Genomic DNA, 20,244 nt, shown 5'->3' with positions numbered 1-20,244 from the left:
ACTTTATTATTAGTGTATACACTAGGAGTATATGATGGCTAGAAAAAACGATTTTAAGAAAACTAAGTATACGAATGTATTTTCTCTCGAAAAGCCTAATGGGAAAAAAGACTACTATGTAAACTTCATGCTCAATGGAATCACTTACCAAAAGAAAAATTTAACCAAGCTTTTCGATTCAACTACTGCTAAACAAGCAAGTGAAAAGTTAGAAGAAATCAAATCTGAACTTCGAAATGGAAAAGATCCTTTTGCATCTAGCCGTGGTGATACGGTAAAAGAAATTATTCTTGCAGATATTGCAAAGAAAAAACCAACAACCAAGAGCAAAGACAACAGTCACTATAAACGCAGTCTAGAACTATTCTACAATAACTATATTCATCCAGTTGTAGGACATCTTAGATTAGACAGAGTAACAAGAGCCCATGCTCTAAAAATTCTAGGAAGCATTGAAGACAATACAAAGAGCTTTAAGCTTACACTCAATGTCATTATGTTCAAGATATTTGAAAAAGAGTTTCGAGATGGCAATATCAAATCCAATCCTTTTTATGAATTAGATTATGGTTCTCACAAACAAAAAGCGAGCTTTGACATCCGCTTTAACGAGCCTATGGAAAGTGTCGCTCGTAAACTTTACTCTACAGCTTTACATTATAGAGCTTCTCACAGACTCCTTCTACTCATGAATATTATGACTGTTAGAAGAATTGGAGAACTGCACCAATTGAAATTTTCACATATTAACTGCTATGCTGATGGAAGCTGGTATATCATTGCTACTGAAGACATAACTAAAACAGGTATTGAAGAGAAGTATCCATTACCCTTCGAAGTTGTAGAACTATTACCTGAACATGTATTAGACCCAGAGTTTGAAGATGAACAGCTTTTTAGCTTTGCCTACAGTGGTATGTTTAAACATGCTGCAAATTTAGTATCCCAAGCAGAAGTGCAACTCAATACAGGACATAAATTCACTCCTCATGATAATAGGTATCTTTTTTTATCCATACTTGCATCACTAGGGGTTGATACTGATTTAGCAGATAGATGCTTATCTCATAACCACAAAAAAGAGATAAAACAAATATATTTAGATATTCCATACTCAAAGAGAAAAATTATATTTGAAAAATGGTGGGACTTTCTTAGAAGTGACAATGAGACTTCTAAATAGTAAAACTTCGCAAAAATAGGGTATATATAGATAGGGAAGATATAGCTTCAAGTTCTCGTTAAATACCACCTCCATGTTTACACCTCGATATTACCATCTCTTCTGTCGTGTGAATATTTTAGGATTTCTCATGTTCTACTTCAATCTTCTTCAATCACCACAACCATACAGTTTTTATCATCTGATATTTAGCCCTGTCAATAACATTGACTACTATCCAAAAGGAATAGCATAATGCCACCAATCCCTCAACTTATTGCAATAGCCATTACAGTTCTTACTGTAGTTGCTGAAATACTTTCATCTAAGAAGTAGTCCCTCTGTTCTAATCAACACTCAATCTCAATACAACTCATATTTCAAAGGATACACTCATGTCAAAATTACCTCTAACAAATGAACAACTCAGAACACTTGCGCCCAGCATATTTACAACCGAGCCTTATCATGCTGTAAGTGATCGCTACACATATATCTCTACAGAAAAGATTCTCAATATTATGCGTGAGCATGGCTGGCTACCTGTAGATGCATTTGAAAACAAAGTCCGTTTAGAAGATAAACAAAACTACCAAAAGCATCTTATTGTGCTGCAAAATTTCAGCTCATTTTTGATGGAAGAAGAGAATATTCCTCAGCTCATATTGTCATCATCGCATGATACTTCAGCATGCATGGAACTTAGATTGGGCATATTTAGACTAATCTGTAAAAATGGAATTATTTTAGCAGATTCATTGATGCAAGCCCACAAAATTAAGCACATTGGTTTTTGTGAAACTGATGTATTTACTGCAATAAAAGAGACTGTAAGCTATCTTCCTCTACTAGATGAGCGTATCAATACATACAAAAATATTCAGCTTTCATCTGTTGAAGAATTAGCCTTTGCTAAAGTAGCCGCATCCGTACGGTTTGATGTTGACACCTTAGATATTGACCATAACTCTATGCTCGAAGTTCGTAGAGATGGTGATATTGGAAACGATTTATGGCGAGTTTTTAATCGTATAGAGGAATCTTGCCAAAGAGGTGGTATCAAAGGAAAAAACCGCATTACTAATCGTAACTTCACAAGCAAAGCTATACAGAGTATTGACTCCAACTTACACATAGGGGAAAAGCTTTTTTCTCTTGCAGACAAGATAGCTAACATTAAAGCTCAAACTCAACAGCCATTAATGATGGCAGCATAAAAGGAATTAACATGCAATTGCAAACAACATCATCCACTCTTGAACAGTCTATAGTTGGCTTACACACAGATAGCCCCGCATCCAAAGAATGGTTTTACGATAGTGTTATTGCCATACTTACTAACGACAAATTATCATTCTACAAAAAGAGTGATATTATTGCTGAAATTTTTCTTGAAATTAATTCAAGAGTAGCATATATAAAAGAACAGCAACAGCATCTTGCTTCAATGAAAAAGCAGTTGGAATCTGCTAAAACTATAGGGAAATTCCAAGTTGCAAAAGCACTTCAAAGTCTAGGTGTTGAAAAGCTTGAGGGTCTATCTGTAAGTAGCATAAGTGTCACAAAAGAATCAACAAGCACAACAGCAACCTTAAAGGTACTAGATGAACAAGCATTAATTCATGCTGGTTTTTTTACTGTTGTGCTAGACAAAGAAGCAGTTCAGCAAGCTCTCATTTCAGCAGACCAACGACACGAAGTACAAGATTTCTGCGACATGAAAATCACCACAAAAACTAAACCAATCACACTTCGTATCAACAAACGAAAGTCGCTCACTTCTGATGACTCAATTCAACATATTCAAGCTGCATAGGAGGATATTATGCAAAATCAACAACACCCATTACAACTAGCCGTACAAGAGTTGCAAAAAATGCCAACCATAGACATCAAAGGAAAATCATACACTCAAGTTTCAATTAGACTTGCGGTATTTAGAAAATTCTTCCCAGATGCGTCTATTTCAACCGTTATAATACATGATGATGAACAGCGTGTAGTCATACAAGCCAAAATCAAAATTGGCGACCAAATAATATCTACAGGGTTTGCTGAAGAGTACCGAGGGGATGGCTGGATAAATGCCACATCTGCACTTGAAAATGCAGAAACAAGTTCTATTGGTCGTGCCTTGGCGGGACTCTCACTTAGTGGAAACGAGTATGCATCTTCCTTTGAAGTGTCAAATGCTATCGCACAACAAAATCACACTCAAGCTCCATCCAACCAGCAATCTCAGAACACAAACACTCCACCCTCTCAGCAAGGAAATCTTGAGCAATCCATTTATGCTCTTGGTCTTGGGATTGAACAACTTCCAGATGGGACACTTAGTATTACGGGGAATAGCTATCCACATTCATCAAAACTCAAACAGCTAAAGTGCAAATGGCGACCACAATTAAGGAGCTGGATTCTTCCTTATCAGCAAATGCAAGAAAAGGCAGCGTAATGAAAAAGCTAATCATGACCCATCAAACCAAAATTAGTATTGCCTTCTATATTTGCATCGGCTTACTCGTAGCCTAAACTATTTCTCTACTATCTTCTCTAATTCCGCATCATATTTATAGTTAACAATATCTCCAGATATAATAAGCTCAATAGCACTTTCAATCACATCAATCGGAGCTATAAACCACTCTCTTGGTCTATGAACTTGTCCATCATTCCCCTGTATATCAATATTCAAACATGAGTTCCCAAAAAACTTATGTAGTAGTTGTTCTAACTTGTGGGGATTCATATTGTAAGTCTCATAAGCACTTACAAGTGACACAGGAGCCATTAGATATGTTGGTTCATTCTCTGCATTTTTGATTCTCTCTTGTATTGCAGTAGATGAAAAACCTATCTTGTAGAGGTTTGCTTTGGACTTGATTTTGTCATTCTCACTTTTAGACTTCAGTACATAAATATATCCAGTAGATTCATCATCTACTGATATTTGGTTTAGACTTGCAAGCTCTTCTCCATCTTTAGATGTAACCATCTTTCCATTATCTTTGAGCCTTTTTCCCAGAGATCGTAGCAACATTCTCGATTGTGTTCCATTCTCAAACACAAGAAGAGTTCTTCTATTTAGCTTGTTACTATTTCCTCTTTGTGCATGTTTGATCTCTGCAATGTAAAGGAGAACTCCATCTAGAATACAAAAAGTTCCTACATGTAGCTGTCTCTCTATAGAAGGAACTAATCTTCGTCTCTCTTCTCTTAGATCTGCTTGACACTTAACAAATAACTGTTCATACTTCTCAAACTCTTCACACTTCTCTCGTGTAGCTACAAAATCAGGTGCTGCTTTGTTTGCATCATATTTTTCTACATGAGTAAGTGTAAAAATATCTTCCTCATCTTCCAACAATCCAAAATCATCCCCACTAAAAATATCATCAATAGAGTTAATTTCTATCTCTTCTTCTCGTTCAAAAAGATTATGTCTGTCATGGGTTTTCAGCTCTTGTATCTTATCTTCTTGTTCTCTTAACCCTTTGAGTCTTGAGAACAGCTTTGCTTCATGCATATCTGACATATTTCTAAGAGGTTCTTTACCATGCTCGTCTATAAACACATTTATCTCTTCAAATGTGGAAACCAATCTTTGGTCTTCGTTTTGAGCTGGTGCCACTTTTGCTTTAGTATCTAGTATACCCTCTATATCACTCGCAAAAATTTCATCGAGTATACTCTCTTTATCCATCATTTCGTTTTCTCTTCTCTTCTTTTAGATACACTATACACTCAGCCATTCGTAACTCTTGCGGATCATTAGAACTTAGACTTGGCTCTTTGCCATGCTCTTTCTTGAACTTTAAGATTTTTGGCCACAGTATCTTTGCTTCCTCAAAATCCATCGTTATTCTAGTTGCAGCAATTGACTCTTGAATCAGGTGCAGAACCTTTGTCGTAACAGACTTAGACAGAATTTCAAAGGCTCTTTGAAATGGGTTTATGCTATCTATTAGGTCAATATTCAACTCATCAATATTGACAAACTTCCCAGCCATAGATATAAACTGCTTCCCACCACTCTTTTTAATCTCCCCATTTTTAACAACAGAGTCAACGACAACATGCTGTCTTATTTCTTCAACTTCTTCATCACTCAAATCAGGATACTTCACTTGAATAATCTTTGGAATAAGTACCTTATTCATAACTTCAGGGTCAATGTTCCCTGGCATTGCTTTGAGCATTTTATCGTCTTGCAGGATAGCTGCTTTAAGGTCATTCAAATCAGACTCTATTATCTGCTCCACTCTCTTTGTACTTGGCTTTTTAAAGCCTCGTATCTTCATCTCCCCAGGCTTAGCTTTCTCATTATCATTATCAAACCGTGGTTTGAACTTGAAATTTGGAGCTAGGACTTGTTCCATTAGAAGTGATGCAGTTATAGCTTTTAGCATATTATTAACTGATGTCTTCACTTCACTATCATATGCATCAGGCTGAGCTATAAGGTTTGTAAACTGAGCATGTGTTTTGTTCTCGCTATCACGAGTTGCACGACCAATTATCTGTATAATTTCAGTCAGTGAACTTCTATATCCAACAGTAAGTGCATGTTCGCAGTACGGCCAGTCAAAGCCCTCTTTAGCCATTCCCAAAGCAATAATCAAATCCATATCATCTTCACTATCAATATTTCTTAGATAGGCAACTATTTTCTCTCTGTCATTTGGATCATCATTCACTAAGTCTGCCACTTTAATTATTTTACCATCACTATGTCGCTTCACATAGATAACTTTATTTTCGTCCTCTTTGACAACTTCACCAGTACTATCAATGATAAAATCAACTTCCTTATGCTTGTCTTTTGTAGATTCACCAGAGTTCACATTTGGGATATGCAGTATAGTTTTTTTATCAGTATCGAGTATCTCTCCTATAGCTGAAGTATAACGACCTTGGTAGAAGTGATAACCAATGCCAAGAGACTTGAGGTATTCGTATCCATTGAGTTGTTCATAGTAGTTGTAAGTAACTTTGGAAAACTTAGCTTCATCTTCTGGAAGAAGAATAGGCACACTATCTCCCCTAAAGAAAGAACCCGTCATTGCAACAATATTTACAGATGACTTTTGCATTACAAGTCGTATTAACTCGCCTAAACGATTCTCTCCATCAGCAGATACATGGTGAAACTCATCTATTGCTAGCAGTGTGTTGTCAAACTTCTTCTCATCTAACTTCTCAAATGCAAAACGAAGTGTAGCATGAGTACAGATAAGTATCTTCTCATCACTCTCTAAGAAGTTAATAAATGCCTGAACTTTACTCTTATCTGCACCTGGAGTACAAAGATTATATCTATCATCTACTTCCCAATCAGCATAAAAACCAAACTCACTAAGCTTAGTAGTAGCAAATGAACCACCAATCGAGCGTTCAGGAACAGCAACTATGACTTTTTTGAGACCTTGATTTATGAGTTTATCTAAAGCTATAAACATCAAAGCTCTTGATTTACCAGAAGCAGGAGGTGCTTTTAGTAGTAAGTATTGAGAGTTACGAGCCTCATAGGCTTTTGCTTGCATATCTCTCATTCCATATTCATTAATAGACTTGCTATCTCCTGTTTGTGCATAAGCTACTTCTACTATATTAGTCATTTTTTTCCTTCACTTCCCAATGTCCACGAGTACCACCTACTCGTTCTATTATGCCTAACTTTTTTAGTTTAGCCACATTCTCTTCTATCTTTCTCACCGAAATCCCCACTTCCTCTGCAAGTAGTTTTGCACTTACTTTTGAGTTGACTTTCATCATTTCAACTATCATCATTTGATTTTCTGTAAGATTACCGACCTTATTACCGACTTCTTTACCGACCTTTACTATTGCCTCTAGTATCATCTTTAGCATAAACTCTATAAAAGGTGTGCTTTCTCCCAGTTCAGTTGCATCTTCTAGGGCTTTGTAATACTCTTGTTGATGATCTCTTACAATACTTTCCGTAGGTAGACTTGAAAAAAGTGGATTATAGTTATGCAACATCACACTCTGCCAGAGTCTTCCCATACGACCATTACCATCTGAAAAAGGGTGTATAAATTCAAACTCATAGTGAAAGATACAAGATTTAAGTAGCATATGTTCATCGCTCTCATTGAGCCAATCAAAAAGCTGTGTCATCAGTTCTGGAACGAAGTGAGCTTGCGGTGCAATATGTTCACCTACTCTTACATTTGAACTTCTAAAGGATCCAGCAGTTGTTAATATCTCACTCATCAGTATTTTATGAGCATTAAGTAAATCGTTAATATCATCATAACTATAGTTCTCTAACTCTTGGTATGCCCGTATGGCTCCCTCAACTTCTGCTATCTCAGGTATGGTTCCAAGAACTCTTTTACCATCCAGTAGGGCTGTAATTTTCTCTTCGCCTAAGAAGTTACCTTCAATCTCCAGAGTTCCTGCTAGTGTTTTTATACGGTTCTTTTTTCTTAACATAAGAGTAAGGTTTTGGTTAGAGCTGTGTTTGAGTTCTGACATACTCTCTGCAATTTTACTTGTGAGGTCTAGTATCTTTGATGTTATTGTGTAAGGTGGTTTATAATTAGACATCATTATCTCCTTGTATGCCGTTTAACAGCAACTATTGTTTGCCATATCAAAATGGAATACCAAATATAAAATAATAAGCTAATAAATTCCATTCCCTCAGTTAACATCTTCTTAAAAGGCATTATAGATAGAGCAAACATATTGGCATATTTACTTACAACAGTGGCTATTTCTGATACCTCTGGATCTATACTGTAGATCCATCTAAGTTCATATCCAAGATACAGCACGAAATATACCACTGCACTATACAAAAATATTCGTAATGGTCTCCAGTAATCCTGTCCAAAATCAGAGATTATCTCATTAAACCAAAATAATATTTTCTCTTGCTTTCGGCTATTTGGAGCCTCTAATTCTTGCTTATACTTTTTCATCTCAAGGGCAAAGTATTTATTTGCATCTAAGTAGTTTCCTATACTATCAAAAGAGTGTTTTATGCTTCTAAATGTTTCTCTGCTTGTATAGGTACTATCTATCTCTGCATTTAGAAACTTCGGCTCTTTTGTGAAGTTAGCATGCTGTATGTCCAATCCATCATAAAACTTAGTATTTCTGAAGTTAACTTCACTCTTAAATGTAACATACTCAAAATCTGTCCGTAGGCTCTTGTCTGCAAGCACATCTTTTTTACCAAATTGACACCCTTCAAAGACACAAAAATCTTCGTAGATACCTTTAACTGTCTTGAAATTCTCAAAGCTAGATCTATAATAGTCAGCAATATCCACATAGTTACAGTTATCGCTTATAAACTCTTTTGTACAGTTCTCTCGAAATTCAAACTTACTCTTAAAGACAGAACTTTGAAAACTTACAGTCTCTATACAATACTGATTAATTGCAAATCTTTCATCTACAACACAGTGATACACCTTTAAAAAATCTGCTTGTCCATGAAAATTATCTCCATTGTTAAACAGTGGTGCTTTTACATCTACATACTCTAAGACAAGCTCTTTCCCAAAATGACAATCTGAGAATTGACTGTTTGTTAAGGATAGTCTTTCTTCTTGTACTTCTCTTCCAGCTGCACTTGCACCCTTATGAAATATGCACATCTGATAGATAACACTACTCTGGTTTGGTAGTAAAGCATAGTCATGTATATACCAACTAGCAAAAAATTCACAATCCTGAAAGAAACATTGAGTCTCTTTTAAGTCTAACCATGACAAATAGAACTTACAGTAGTTGAAATGTATTCGTCCAAGTTTGTTTAGAATAGGCTCGTAGTCTTCAGTATCTCCATCTTTACAAGTAGGAAAAGCAATATGGTTAAAGACTATCGTACTCTCTTTGAGCTTCTTTTCAACAAGCTTAGTTTTAGAAGAGTCAGCTTTTCTTATACTTGAACTAACACCAAAGTATCTGTATATATCCTCATGCTCTAGTTCATCTTGTCTGCTTTTAACTACAATATTGGCTATGTACTCAATAAGCTTTCTCTTAAATGCATCCAAGTCATCGCTTGCCATATGGTAGTCTTTTGCAGCTTCCTCTTTTGAGCAATGTAAAATGCACTCATCATACTCTTTATGTTTAGGCAACTTACAACCTTTATATCCAGTAATTGAGCAAATATTACTATCAGGCATTAGCCACCATCTCTTCATACAGTCCAAACAGATACTCAAGTCGTTCTTCATCGCTGGTGAAGGGTTTCTTTCTGTAGCATTGTTCTATGGCTAGGTCTAGTTGGTGGTGGGCTTCTCGTAATCCATCTGGCATTTTGTCTGGATCGTAGAGTTGGGCTAGAGTTTTTTGTGAGTGCTTTTCTCTCTCATCTAAGATATTGAAGACATGCTCACTTAGTTGTTCTTGTTGTTTTTCACTTATGTTTGGAAAAGGGAAAGTGTTATATGCAAGATTAACAGAATATCGTATTCTTGATTCTAGTTTACCGGTAACGGCATGCACCCAAGACAAATGCATTTTAGAAGAAAGAACACCCATAATATAAGGATTATTACCATATATCACTAAAATTCCATTACTTGTTATAACTTCTTCACCTACAAAGCCTACAGGTAAATATTCTCTATTCTCTGACGATGTCATTGGTAAAATTACAGATGGTAACTTCTTGTATTTTCTATAAAAAAACCTATATGGAACTGATGCTCCTTTTTTTGCATCTCTTCCTGCATTAATTCTATAGTTATAACATTGGTCAATCCTATCTTTGATTTCAGGTATATTACTTGCAATAGCAATTTGTTCATCATCTATCCATACACAGTATCTTTTTATGTCGTTAAGAAAATCATTACCTCCTATGTACTGCTTTAGAAATTTGTGTGTGTGTATGTTTTTACTAAACTCTTCATATTCTTTTGCATTTAGTATTAAGTGCCCCCCATCAATAGGGCTACTTCCTAATATCATTTCAGGTAAACGAGATATAGACTTCTTTGTTTGAGCAATTATTAATGAAGAACCTTCAACAAGATAAGGACTAATACTTTTTACATTTTTAGATATATTATCTATATACAAGTGTTTATGTGATTTATCCATATTTTGAATACCAATTATGACAACAGTAACTCCAGCATTACTTCTTGCATTATTTTTCCATTTAAAGGATTGATGTGCAAATCTGATCTCCTGATTACTTGAAAAAATATATGGCCACAATAGACTAACTTGTTCTCCTTGAGATATGGAATTAGTTGATACAAAGGCATACTTTGCAGCAATACCATTTATATAGTCTGATGCCAGTTTAAACCAACAACCTATGTAATCTAAGCGTTTTACATTACCTACACCATCAAATACAAAATCCATATCAGATTTTTGTTCTTTATTCCGTTCACTATAACCTAGGTAAGGAGGATTCCCAAGTATATATATCTCATCTCCATCCTCTTTAGGACAAACTTCTTCCCAGTCTAATCTAGTAGCATTTCCATGAACTATATGCCCACCTTCAGGAAGTGGAAGTGGTGGAGCAGTTTGACCAAACTCTTTGAAAAAAGCTACATTCATCTGATGCTCCGTAAGCCAGAGTGAGAGTATGGCTACCTCATGTGCGAAGTCATCTAGCTCTATGCCATAAAACTGTGTAAGCTCAATGTTAGAAGAGAGTGACATGAAACTCATCTGCTCTTTCTTTCTCTTGTTATCAAACAAAGCGCCTTGTTTCATACTTGAGACTTTGTCTATCTGCTTGAGTATCTTTATCTCTAAGGCTCGAAGCTCTTTGTAGGCGATGATAAGAAAGTTTCCACTCCCACAAGCCGGATCAAATATTTTGAGGTTTGCTAGTCTCTCTTGAAGTTTTTGAAGTTTTGACTTACTCATCTTAGCTGTCTCAAACTCCTCATAGAGCGAGTCAAGAAAAAGTGGCTCTATCACTTTCATGATGTTAGGAACAGAGGTGTAGTGCATCCCCATTCCCCCACGATGCTCATCGGTGATGACAGCTTGTATCATCGAGCCAAAGATGTCAGGGTTGATGTCAGACCAGTCTAGTGTCCCGACTTCTATCATGATACGGCGAGATTTACTGGTAAACTTTGGCACCTTACAGCGAGTTCTAAAAAGTCCACCGTTAACATAAGGAAAGGCTTTGAGGTGTTCATTCAAGTCACTTGGTCGTTTTTCAGTATCTAGTAGCTCAAAAAGACGGATGATGTAGGTATCTAAGTCTGAGCCATCATCTTGTGTATGTTGCTCTATGGCATTTGTAAATTGGTTGTCAGCAAAGATGTTGCTATCTTCTGCGAAATAACAAAAGAGCAGGCGAATGAGAAAGACATTGAGAGAGTGGACTTCTTCTTCACTCTTAATTTCATTTTCCTTAGTTATCTCATCATAGAGTTTCGCCATCTTCTCGGCGGCTTTTACATCCGCTGGATTTTCATTGACTATCACGGCTTTTTCCATTCCTGCGAGAGGCAAGAAAAACTCATAATGCTTGGTAAGGTCACTTATTTTTACATCCAAAGTATCATCTGTTTTTGTGTCAACTGCAAGAAGTGTAGTGTAGTCAGTAACAATAGCAAAACGAGGAGGTTTCTTTTCAGCTTTATACTTAGAAACAAGTTCATCTATCACAGCATGCAAATCAGAGCTAGCTGAAACTTTGAAAAATAGCTTGAGTGTAGCAGCATCCAACTCGCCAATACTCTCAAGCTTGTTTCTATCTCCAGTTCGTAATCTTTTTATACGAGAATCAGCAACATCATAAGCAGATAGAAGATCAAAGATAAACTCATCAGGGGAGAACTTGTCAATAACCTTCTTAACATTTTTTTCTATCTGCGATGATGTTGGCATATATGAATCCTTGAAATTATATGGTTAATTATATCTTATAAAAGTTATATGAAAGTAATGTATAATATGAAAGACAAAAATTCTATAGAGGGTACCGGACAAATGGGTAAAGAAGCTAAACTAGCAGCTGCAAATTTTATTATGAGAAATAGTGGTATTAGCAAGTACAAAGGCTTTCATTTGCTCATTGATGATGTTGATACTCAAGAGTTAGAAAGAGATGCTGCCTTTAACCCAAACCATATGGCACTATATAATAGTGCCATAGACTTTAACACTCCATTAAAATATGATTCTCCCTTCTACTTCTTAGAACTTATTCCGGATAAGAAAGCAAACGGAACTACATCTTTAACTGCTACAATTTATTTATTAGGGTTTTTGAACTGGGCTGTCTATTACTACAAAAAGTTAACTGAAGAGTACAGCCAGAAAAAGCGTCGTAAGACCGATGATGATGTCAAATCTTCTTATGAAACAGCTAAATCTATGGCAATACTAATTGAGAGTGTGACTGGGAAGGAGTATAGACTTAAGGACATACAAGATGCTGCAACAGCTAGAGACTCAAAGAAAGACTTTGAGCTTCCTCCCAAAACATTTATTATCCTCTGTCAACTCTTTGCTCGGGGATGGTATGATCAACACTTTTTTGCAGATAAACATAAGAAAGGTACTATTGAGTTTGCCCATTATGTAAGCGCTTGCATTGAGCGAAACATGTCTATATACAATGATATTAACTCAAATATAGATTCTAATCTTAAAGCACTATTTGCCAAGGATGAAAACAAAATATTAGACTACAGGCTTTATGGTTTCCATATCCTCGTAAAGCAAGAAGAATACAACTCAAAGACAGAGAAGTATTCATACTCTATAAGTATTAGCCAATCTGGATGTAAACATACATTTTACCGCTATTCACAACTTCATAATGAAAGACACACAAAAGCTATTTACTAGAAAAATCACTCTCATATTCTTCATAATATAACAATTTTCATTTTTTACCCCACTATAGACATACTCCCTAAACAATGGTCTAATCTCGTATTGAATACAATTACTTTGTAACAAATACGAAGGAGCAATTGTGACAAATTCACAAGAGTTAGAATCAGAGAAATCTGAATATATTGATGTTCAAGATACAACTAAAGAGTATAGATTTAAGTCTGGTTTACAGTCAAAGTTTAGAGCCGATGGTATTCTTGAATATTATGTAATTCCTGGTACTAAGAAAATTTTATATAAACGAAAAGATATAGAAGCATTTTTGGAATCAGGTAGAGTCGCATCAAAAGGTGCAGAAGTTATTTAATTTATCATTTCTTCGGAAGTGAAACGGAAGTTAAGAGATAGAGCGATGAGGCTCCATCATTAAAGTGTTGGACTGTAATGATACCTCATTTCTCTCTTTTATTCAAGACTAACAGTAGAACAAAAGGCTACCCCGCTGTAATAGCATGATGCAAAAATGCATGTATGTCCGTTCTTGTAGATAGAGGAGAATTTAGAAATATATCTTGTAACTTAACAAAAGCTGAAAGTCTGAAAATTGACTGATAGGGGAACTCTACTCAAAATTCTGGACACTATCTTAGTGTTCACGAGATAAGGGGTGGAGGTCGGACAGCTAGTCTGAATAGTTAGGACTAGGATAGGTACAGGTGGCAACTCCACAAAAGGATAAGTATCATGGGCAAAACAAAACGACAGCCACCGCAGTGGTGGTCAGAATATAAAAAACAAATCTTGACTGAGAGTCGTCAGGCTAGTTTAGAGAAGCAACAAAAGTATGAGCAAAAATCTGCTGAGCTTCAGAAACCTAGAGATAGCTGGGATAGTTATCAAAAGAAACAAATGAACATAGAGCTTGCTCGCTTATTCCAGAACACTCGTTCTGCATCTCAGCTTATGCGTCGCAACCAAGATAGAACAGAGATGATTCTAACTTTCACAATTTCTCAACCATTCAGGGTTGCAGATACAGACAAGAGTTTCGATACCGTTATGCAAAGAATAATGACTCAAGCCAACTCACTGATTTATCATATGCGAACACTTAGTAAATCTACTGTCCTTACAAGTGATGAGTTGAAAGAGTGTGCATACAAAAAACGCTTTCATTACCACTGGGCGATGGAGCTACAAACGAGTGGAGATGTTCATATGCATACTGTTGTTTCTATCTATGATGATATTGAAGAGTTAGCAAGACTAATTGAGCTTGTTCATAAAACGAGAAATACTTACTTGGATGTACATTTTTCCAAACGAGATTGCAAGCATGGAGTTGAGATACTTCCTCTCGGTAGAACACATTTTGCATTGAGTGCTCACTTGAAAGATGGATTGATGAAACACTACCGAGCGAAAGGTATTTATGTTCAGGTTATGCAAGATAAGGAAAACTCTAAGCGACTGAACTACTTCCTTCCATCACTTTCTCCACAAATTGATGTTTATTCTGGTAAGGCGACACTACTTGAGTTTAACGATAACAAGACAATGGCAAAGAAGTATGATAGCATCAGAAAGTACATCCTAAGTATGACTCGTGCCAAGTTTAAACTTCGTACAGCTCAAACTGCTATTTCTAATGCCCAAAGAGTACATAATCTTAAAGGGAAGTTTGAAGGAGACGAAACAAAAGCAGCAGAAGATATAGCAGTATTTGAGTACCTTGGCATAAAACTTCACTCTTCTTCGCAAATGTTGTTCTCAAAAGACTTTTACCAAAAGATTCGTAAGCAGCTCATGGAGTACAAGAGTCGGTACAAGAGCTTAGCTGAAGTTACTATTGACTGGTGCAAGGGTGATCTTGTTGTCGAAGGAAAGTCTCCTAACCGTATTGTTTATTCAAGAGGTGAAGCTATAGCTATTGAACCAAAAGAAAAGAAAGTAGCTTTTGATAATAGTTGTATGGAAGAACGAAATGAGTATGCAGTTGCAAAAGGAGGAATGTAATGCATAGTAATATAGTAAAGTCAGAGTTAGTTGATAGTAAAGTTGTAGAACAATTAGAACCTATTGTAGTTCAGGCATGTATTCAAATAGTTGTGCCTACAGAGAAAGAATTGTTTTGTATTATCATCGAGAAGATACAGCAACTAGATAAGAGTATAGTTGGGACAAAAGAGGATATGGTCAAGCTAACGGCTTCCCTCCTAAACATCAAAGAGCAATTACCAAGTGAAAATATTCTAGATAAAAAACTAATCAGTGTCAAGGAGTTTGAAGCCACCTATTCAATAGCAGAAGAGTCTCAAAGAAAATTAAGAGGTCGTCTAAAAGATCCTCTGCCATTTGTACAACTACAAGAAAGAGGGAATATATTGTATAATGTCAAAACAATTGATAGCTGGATGGAAAATTATATACAAAAGCGTGCATAATTGAAACACACATCTATACACTTTTATATACACTTTTTATTTCAGGCTCTCAAAAGCCCTTATTTAAGGTGTTTATAAAAAGACTAAATTAGATGGGACATCTTTTATAAAGATCAGGAAAACTTTGATGCGCTCAGGGCCTGCACTCTTCTTTTGCTTGTCTCAAGAAGTCTCAGCAGATCTTTTGTAATCTCTTCAAGATCTTTATAATATACTTTTGCCTTTTCGAGTTCCAAATCATCTACCTTATGTGTTTTAAACAGTTTGGAAAAAAAACCCTCCTCTTTTGCACCCGTAAAAATAGCATGGATTTTGGCATACTGTATATGCCACTCTTCATGTATCCTGTCTAGACTCTCATAAAACTGAACACCTAAAACACTTTTTATTTCTTGGGTATCATCATAAAACCACTTCCCAAATTCACACTTCATTTTCGACACAGGTGTTAAATTGTCAATATTTTTGCCTTCAATCAAAAACTTTATTTTTGTCATCTGCTCTATATGTGCCTCACGGGCATGTTCCATCGCATCTATTGTTTTTTCTTTCGTCATATTGTTTCACCTTATAAAGTACCTGTATTATTACATAAAATTTCTAAATTTATTCATCTATTTAAGAAAAATCATTATATAATTTGTCAAAACTTAAGAAAGGAATGTAACTTGAAACACCCAGAACCAATTAATAACCAAATCAAATTAAATCCAAAAAAATATATAGTTTCCAAAACAGATCCAAAAGGAATCATCGAATACGGCAATGATTATTTTGTAGAAATCTCCGGATACAGTGAATCAGAACTTATCGGAAAACCTCACAGTATCATACGACATCCTGATATGCCAAAAGTTGTATTTAAAATGATGTGGGACAGAATCAATGAGGCAAAAAACATCATCGCTGTTGTGAAAAATCTTGCCAAAGACGGAAGTTACTACTGGGTTGTCACAGAATTTGAGCCAAAAATAGATCCTATTACAAACAAAATCATCTCTCATACGGCATACAGAAAAGCCGCTCCGCAAAAAGCAGTTGATACAATGGAACCGATTTATGCAAAACTGCTTGAGATCGAGCAGGAAGGCGGGATGGAAGCAAGTGAAAAATACTTAAGAGGATTTTTTGAAGAAAAACAAATCACTTATGACGAGTTTATCAATGACCTTGTTGGAAACAAAGGTCTGTTCAAAATTTTCTTTACAGCTATGAAAAAAATATTTTCATAATAAATTCTGAATTCCTGCAATTTACATTCTATTAAATAATATTCAGATAAAATATCCTTTTTAAAGGATATTCTATTGGATTTAAAAACAACACTGGCTCATGACAAAATAGAGTTACCAAATAATTTTTTTCAAAACATACAAAAATACAAAGAGCATCTCTTTAAATGGAATAAAATTCATAATCTTACAGGTGCAAAAAGTGAACGGACTATCAATGAGTTCATTTATGATGCGGTTTTTCCTGTCAGTTTTTTACCAAAAGTAGACTCCCTCCTCGACATAGGCACCGGTGCCGGATTTCCGGGAATGATTTTGGCATTTGCACTGCCGCACACAGAGGTAACACTTGTAGAGCCTTTAACAAAACGGGCAAGTTTTTTGCAGTTTGTCAAGGCTGATTTGGGACTTGACAATGTAAAAGTCGTAAAAAAACGGGTTGAAGAGATGCAGCCGAAAGTATTTGATCTTATCACATCACGTGCCGTCACAGACACAAAAATGCTTTTATCTCTCAGTAAAAATTTTCGGGATGCTCATTCAAAGCTGCTTTTTTACAAAGGTGAAAAAGTTTTTGATGAAATTGAAGCTGATATTGATATAAAACATAAAATAATTGAAACAAAAAACAGACACTATTTACTTCTAGGAGAAGAATTATGATACTGAAAATACTTATAATCGGAGCAGTTATTGCTGCGGTTTACTTTCTGTTTTTCAAGACAAAACCAGAAGCAAAAGTTACAAAAAAGAACACGAAAAAAGACTCCGCAAAGCCTGATGCCGATGAAATGGTGGAGTGTGCAAGCTGTGGTGTTTATGCGGAAATACAAGAGTGTATTCTCAGTAACGGAAAATACTACTGCTCTCGCGAATGTTTACAAAAGGGGAAATAATGCTTTTATTTGGTCATAGATTTATAAAGAGTGAAAAATTTTATCATGTGTCTGATATAGACGCAATTGTTCAGACACCACCTGCGTCAATAATTTACCTCGAATTTGAAGAGAAAAATCTTGATATTATTGAATACCTCAATCAAAATTCTATAAAATTCGCACTCAAAGTTCAAGATGTCACAGAGCTCATTTATGCTTCTGCCCTGGGTGCAAGCTATATCCATGTAGAGCAAAAACTGGCAAAAACTGCCCAGAAAATTGCTGAAAACTATTTGTTTGATGCAAAAATATTAGTACATATAGAGAAGGAAGAAGAGATAGAAGAGATGGCACTGTTGGGAATAGACGGTGCTGTATTTACAGAGGCGATTGTCAAGATAGCTTAAGGATACCTCTAAATTGTTCTTCGCAGGTGTGCTTTTAAAGAGGTAAGAATTTCATAGCTTATTGTGCCCGCATACTTGGCAACTTCGCGTGCATCGTTAAAAATCAGGAGTTCTTCTTTGTCTGTCAAAAAAGAACTGTTGTCCATAGAAATTCTACCCGCTATTTTAATGCCCTCAGGCGTTATAAAATTGTGCGAACAGCTTCTTAAAAAACCATCACCATACCCAAAATCATAATTTGTCACGCTACAAGAGGCCTTTGCCTCAAAAGCTGCTCCATAACCGACACAGTCTCCTTTTTGAAGCTTTCTTGAAGAGATCTTTTTTGCATATACAGACAAAACAGGTGCCAATTCGTTTACATGTAAGCCTTTTACATGTAAAGCATTCGGCAATTCCAGACAACCATAGGCTGCGATGCCTACACGCGCCATATCTTCATCAAAATCATTTGTGCGAAAGAGTGCGGCAGAATTACACGAATGAAACTCTAAAGGAGCAAAATCATACTTTTTTGCCAACACCTTTGCTTCTTTTTTCACCTGTTGAAAATTTTTGTTTTGCAAATCAAAATATTCATTCTCTTCATCAGCGCAAGAGTGGTGTGTAAAGACAGCTTCAAGTCTGAGTCCTTGTTTTGCACATAACACAAAGGCTTCTTCGAGTTCATCCATCAAAATACCGTTACGACACATTCCCGTATCTACTTTAAGTTGTACTTTTGTGTTTTTTGCAAATTTGTGAATTGCCTGCAAATCATTAATCGTATATCTTATTTTTTCATTTGACTCCTGTGCAAAATCTGCCAAAACCAAAATATACTCAAAAAAGCTCTCAATCTGTTTTGCTTCTTCAAAGGTGCGTACCACTGCTTTTGTTATGCCGTACTCTTTTGCCATCCGTGCGATTTGCAAAAGTCCGTGCCCGTAGGCATTATCTTTCAAAACCAGCGCTGTTTTATCTTTTGTTTTAGTTAGTTTGGTAATAATATCAAGATTGTTAAAAAAATGATTTTTATCTAATGCGATGTAAGCCATAGGAGAATTATACACAATGAAAGAGAAAAAAAGGCTAATTGCCGAATTTGAAGAACAAAGTTTTACCCAAATTATATTTCCCCATGCAGATACAGACTGGACAGACTACCTTGAAGATGCACAAAACACCTTTGTCAGCATCATCAATGCCATCAGAAAATATCAAAAATGCCTTGTTGTCGCCTATGACACAGATGCGGTAAAAAAATATTTTTCAGATACAGACAATCTTGAATTTGTACACTGTGTTACAGATGACACCTGGGCAAGAGACTGTTCTGCTTTATCTGTTAAAACAGCCAATAAAACCGCTTTGCTTGATTTTTCTTTTAACGGCTGGGGCAACAAATTTGATGCCAAAAAGGACAATCTGATGACGCAAAAAATTGCGCACAAATACCTGCCATGCAAGGTTGAAAAAATTGATTTTGTTCTTGAAGGCGGTGCAGTTGAGAGCAATGGTGCAGGTATCCTTTTAACAACCGCTGCATGTATGCTTAACAAAAACCGCAATCCTCATCTTAATGCCGCACAAATTACACAAAAATTAAAAGAGTTCTTTGATGCAGAACATATTTTATACCTAAACTCCGGCTATTTGGCGGGGGATGATACCGATTCCCACATAGATACCCTTGCAAGATTTACAGATGAAAACACCATTATGTATGTTACATGTAAAGATACAAACGATGAACATTACAAGGTACTCAAACGGATGGAAGAAGAGTTGCAGATAATAGCCAAAGAGCATAATTTCCGACTTATTGCCCTGCCGATGTGTGATGCTGTTTATTTTGAGGGCGAACGACTCCCTGCCACCTATGCCAATTTTCTTTTTGTCAACGGTGCCGTTTTAGTACCGGTTTACGGTGTTTCACAAGATAAGGAAGCACTTGCAATTTTTAAAAAAACGTTTCCAGACAGAGACGTTGTAGCCATAGACTGCTCTGTTCTAATCCGTCAGCACGGCTCACTGCACTGCGTAACAATGAACTTTTGCGTATCAGTTCAGCTTTTTAAAAACCCAAACACTTTAGTCGGCACTGAAGTACCGATTCCGATTAAATAGCGTTACGGAACCCGTACTTTGCAGTGCGGGCTGTGTGTCATACAAGCCATCTCTGCAAGACAAAGCCTTTACTGCAGCATCGCCATCCCGCTCATAATCAAATAGGTCGCCAGACCAAACCCCGCTGCTATTAAAATCGTCCGTTTTATTTTTTCTTTTGTACTCATAGTGCAATTTTAGCAAAAAATTAACACT

Annotated in this window: 20 protein-coding genes; 13 read left to right on the top strand and 7 right to left on the bottom strand. The window is 36.1% G+C overall.

The window, feature by feature from the left end:
* The first annotated feature begins 34 nt into the window (after positions 1-34).
* The 4 genes from MLC44_RS02045 (at position 35) to MLC44_RS02030 (ending at position 3,617) form a co-directional block, all read left to right on the top strand.
* Positions 35-1,183 (top strand): tyrosine-type recombinase/integrase, encoded by a 1,149-nt coding sequence (locus MLC44_RS02045; RefSeq protein ID WP_434658253.1) that lies wholly within the window; start codon positions 35-37, stop codon positions 1,181-1,183.
* A 374-nt stretch (positions 1,184-1,557) separates the two neighbouring features.
* The gene (locus MLC44_RS02040; RefSeq protein WP_434658251.1) at positions 1,558-2,379 is read left to right on the top strand and encodes a DUF932 domain-containing protein; all 822 of its coding nucleotides are present in this window, start codon (positions 1,558-1,560) and stop codon (positions 2,377-2,379) included.
* Between the two features lie 11 nt (positions 2,380-2,390).
* The gene (locus tag MLC44_RS02035) at positions 2,391-2,978 is read left to right on the top strand and encodes a hypothetical protein (RefSeq protein WP_434658248.1); all 588 of its coding nucleotides are present in this window, start codon (positions 2,391-2,393) and stop codon (positions 2,976-2,978) included.
* A gap of 9 nt (positions 2,979-2,987) precedes the next feature.
* On the top strand, positions 2,988-3,617 hold the full coding sequence (locus MLC44_RS02030) for a hypothetical protein (protein WP_434658245.1): 630 nt from the start codon (positions 2,988-2,990) through the stop codon (positions 3,615-3,617).
* Positions 3,618-3,695: 78 nt separating this feature from the next.
* Here MLC44_RS02030 and MLC44_RS02025 read toward each other — a convergent pair whose 3' ends face one another.
* From MLC44_RS02025 to MLC44_RS02005, 5 genes are read right to left on the bottom strand one after another with little or no spacing between them, the layout of a single operon-like run.
* A complete protein-coding gene (locus MLC44_RS02025) occupies positions 3,696-4,868 on the bottom strand; it encodes a GIY-YIG nuclease family protein (protein ID WP_434658242.1) in 1,173 nt (390 codons plus the stop codon).
* Positions 4,858-6,780, bottom strand: coding sequence for a DEAD/DEAH box helicase (locus MLC44_RS02020; RefSeq protein ID WP_434658239.1), 1,923 nt, complete (start codon positions 6,778-6,780; stop codon positions 4,858-4,860). The genes MLC44_RS02025 and MLC44_RS02020 overlap by 11 nt, the downstream gene beginning before the upstream one ends.
* Complete coding sequence (locus MLC44_RS02015; RefSeq protein WP_434658237.1) at positions 6,773-7,735, bottom strand: Fic family protein; 963 nt, start codon at positions 7,733-7,735, stop codon at positions 6,773-6,775. Before MLC44_RS02015 ends, MLC44_RS02020 begins: the two co-directional genes overlap by 8 nt.
* Positions 7,736-7,737: 2 nt before the next feature.
* Positions 7,738-9,333, bottom strand: a complete 1,596-nt coding sequence (locus MLC44_RS02010) for a hypothetical protein (RefSeq protein WP_434658234.1) — start codon at positions 9,331-9,333, stop codon at positions 7,738-7,740.
* A complete protein-coding gene (locus tag MLC44_RS02005; protein WP_434658232.1) occupies positions 9,326-12,022 on the bottom strand; it encodes a class I SAM-dependent DNA methyltransferase in 2,697 nt (898 codons plus the stop codon). The genes MLC44_RS02010 and MLC44_RS02005 overlap by 8 nt, the downstream gene beginning before the upstream one ends.
* Positions 12,023-12,088: 66 nt before the next feature.
* Between MLC44_RS02005 and MLC44_RS02000 the strand changes: the two genes are divergently transcribed.
* The 4 genes from MLC44_RS02000 (at position 12,089) to MLC44_RS01985 (ending at position 15,423) form a co-directional block, all read left to right on the top strand.
* A complete protein-coding gene (locus MLC44_RS02000; protein WP_434658231.1) occupies positions 12,089-12,988 on the top strand; it encodes a hypothetical protein in 900 nt (299 codons plus the stop codon).
* Between the two features lie 130 nt (positions 12,989-13,118).
* On the top strand, positions 13,119-13,346 hold the full coding sequence (locus tag MLC44_RS01995) for a hypothetical protein (RefSeq protein ID WP_434658228.1): 228 nt from the start codon (positions 13,119-13,121) through the stop codon (positions 13,344-13,346).
* A 377-nt stretch (positions 13,347-13,723) separates the two neighbouring features.
* Positions 13,724-14,995 carry a hypothetical protein gene (locus tag MLC44_RS01990; protein WP_434658226.1) on the top strand — a complete coding sequence of 424 codons (1,272 nt, stop codon included), beginning with the start codon at positions 13,724-13,726 and terminating at the stop codon, positions 14,993-14,995.
* Positions 14,995-15,423 carry a hypothetical protein gene (locus MLC44_RS01985; RefSeq protein ID WP_434658224.1) on the top strand — a complete coding sequence of 143 codons (429 nt, stop codon included), beginning with the start codon at positions 14,995-14,997 and terminating at the stop codon, positions 15,421-15,423. The genes MLC44_RS01990 and MLC44_RS01985 overlap by 1 nt, the downstream gene beginning before the upstream one ends.
* Before the next feature lie 113 nt (positions 15,424-15,536).
* Here MLC44_RS01985 and MLC44_RS01980 read toward each other — a convergent pair whose 3' ends face one another.
* Positions 15,537-15,980 carry a CZB domain-containing protein gene (locus tag MLC44_RS01980; RefSeq protein WP_151901114.1) on the bottom strand — a complete coding sequence of 148 codons (444 nt, stop codon included), beginning with the start codon at positions 15,978-15,980 and terminating at the stop codon, positions 15,537-15,539.
* 111 nt (positions 15,981-16,091) lie between these two features.
* On the opposite strand from MLC44_RS01980, the gene MLC44_RS01975 reads away from it, so the two are divergent.
* The 4 genes from MLC44_RS01975 to MLC44_RS01960 all read left to right on the top strand — a co-directional run bounded on the left by MLC44_RS01975 (position 16,092) and on the right by MLC44_RS01960 (position 17,940).
* Positions 16,092-16,655, top strand: coding sequence for a PAS domain-containing protein (locus MLC44_RS01975; protein ID WP_346389273.1), 564 nt, complete (start codon positions 16,092-16,094; stop codon positions 16,653-16,655).
* A 75-nt stretch (positions 16,656-16,730) separates the two neighbouring features.
* Positions 16,731-17,318: a 16S rRNA (guanine(527)-N(7))-methyltransferase RsmG gene (rsmG, locus tag MLC44_RS01970; RefSeq protein WP_151901116.1), complete on the top strand. Its 588-nt coding sequence runs from the start codon at positions 16,731-16,733 to the stop codon at positions 17,316-17,318.
* A complete protein-coding gene (locus MLC44_RS01965; protein WP_434581014.1) occupies positions 17,315-17,551 on the top strand; it encodes a PP0621 family protein in 237 nt (78 codons plus the stop codon). Before rsmG ends, MLC44_RS01965 begins: the two co-directional genes overlap by 4 nt.
* Positions 17,551-17,940 (top strand): hypothetical protein, encoded by a 390-nt coding sequence (locus MLC44_RS01960; RefSeq protein WP_346389271.1) that lies wholly within the window; start codon positions 17,551-17,553, stop codon positions 17,938-17,940. The genes MLC44_RS01965 and MLC44_RS01960 overlap by 1 nt, the downstream gene beginning before the upstream one ends.
* Before the next feature lie 8 nt (positions 17,941-17,948).
* On the opposite strand, the gene MLC44_RS01955 is transcribed toward MLC44_RS01960, so the two are convergent.
* Positions 17,949-18,977, bottom strand: coding sequence for an alanine racemase (locus tag MLC44_RS01955; RefSeq protein ID WP_346389270.1), 1,029 nt, complete (start codon positions 18,975-18,977; stop codon positions 17,949-17,951).
* Between the two features lie 16 nt (positions 18,978-18,993).
* Between MLC44_RS01955 and MLC44_RS01950 the strand changes: the two genes are divergently transcribed.
* On the top strand, positions 18,994-20,049 hold the full coding sequence (locus tag MLC44_RS01950) for an agmatine deiminase family protein (protein WP_434658220.1): 1,056 nt from the start codon (positions 18,994-18,996) through the stop codon (positions 20,047-20,049).
* The last annotated feature ends 195 nt before the right edge of the window (positions 20,050-20,244 follow it).

The sequence above is a fragment of the Sulfurimonas sp. NW9 genome, assembly GCF_051132275.1.
GTDB lineage: Bacteria > Campylobacterota > Campylobacteria > Campylobacterales > Sulfurimonadaceae > Sulfurimonas > Sulfurimonas hydrogeniphila.
The sequence above is the reverse complement of the archived record's forward strand: the minus strand, read 5'-3'. Positions and strand labels throughout refer to the sequence as shown.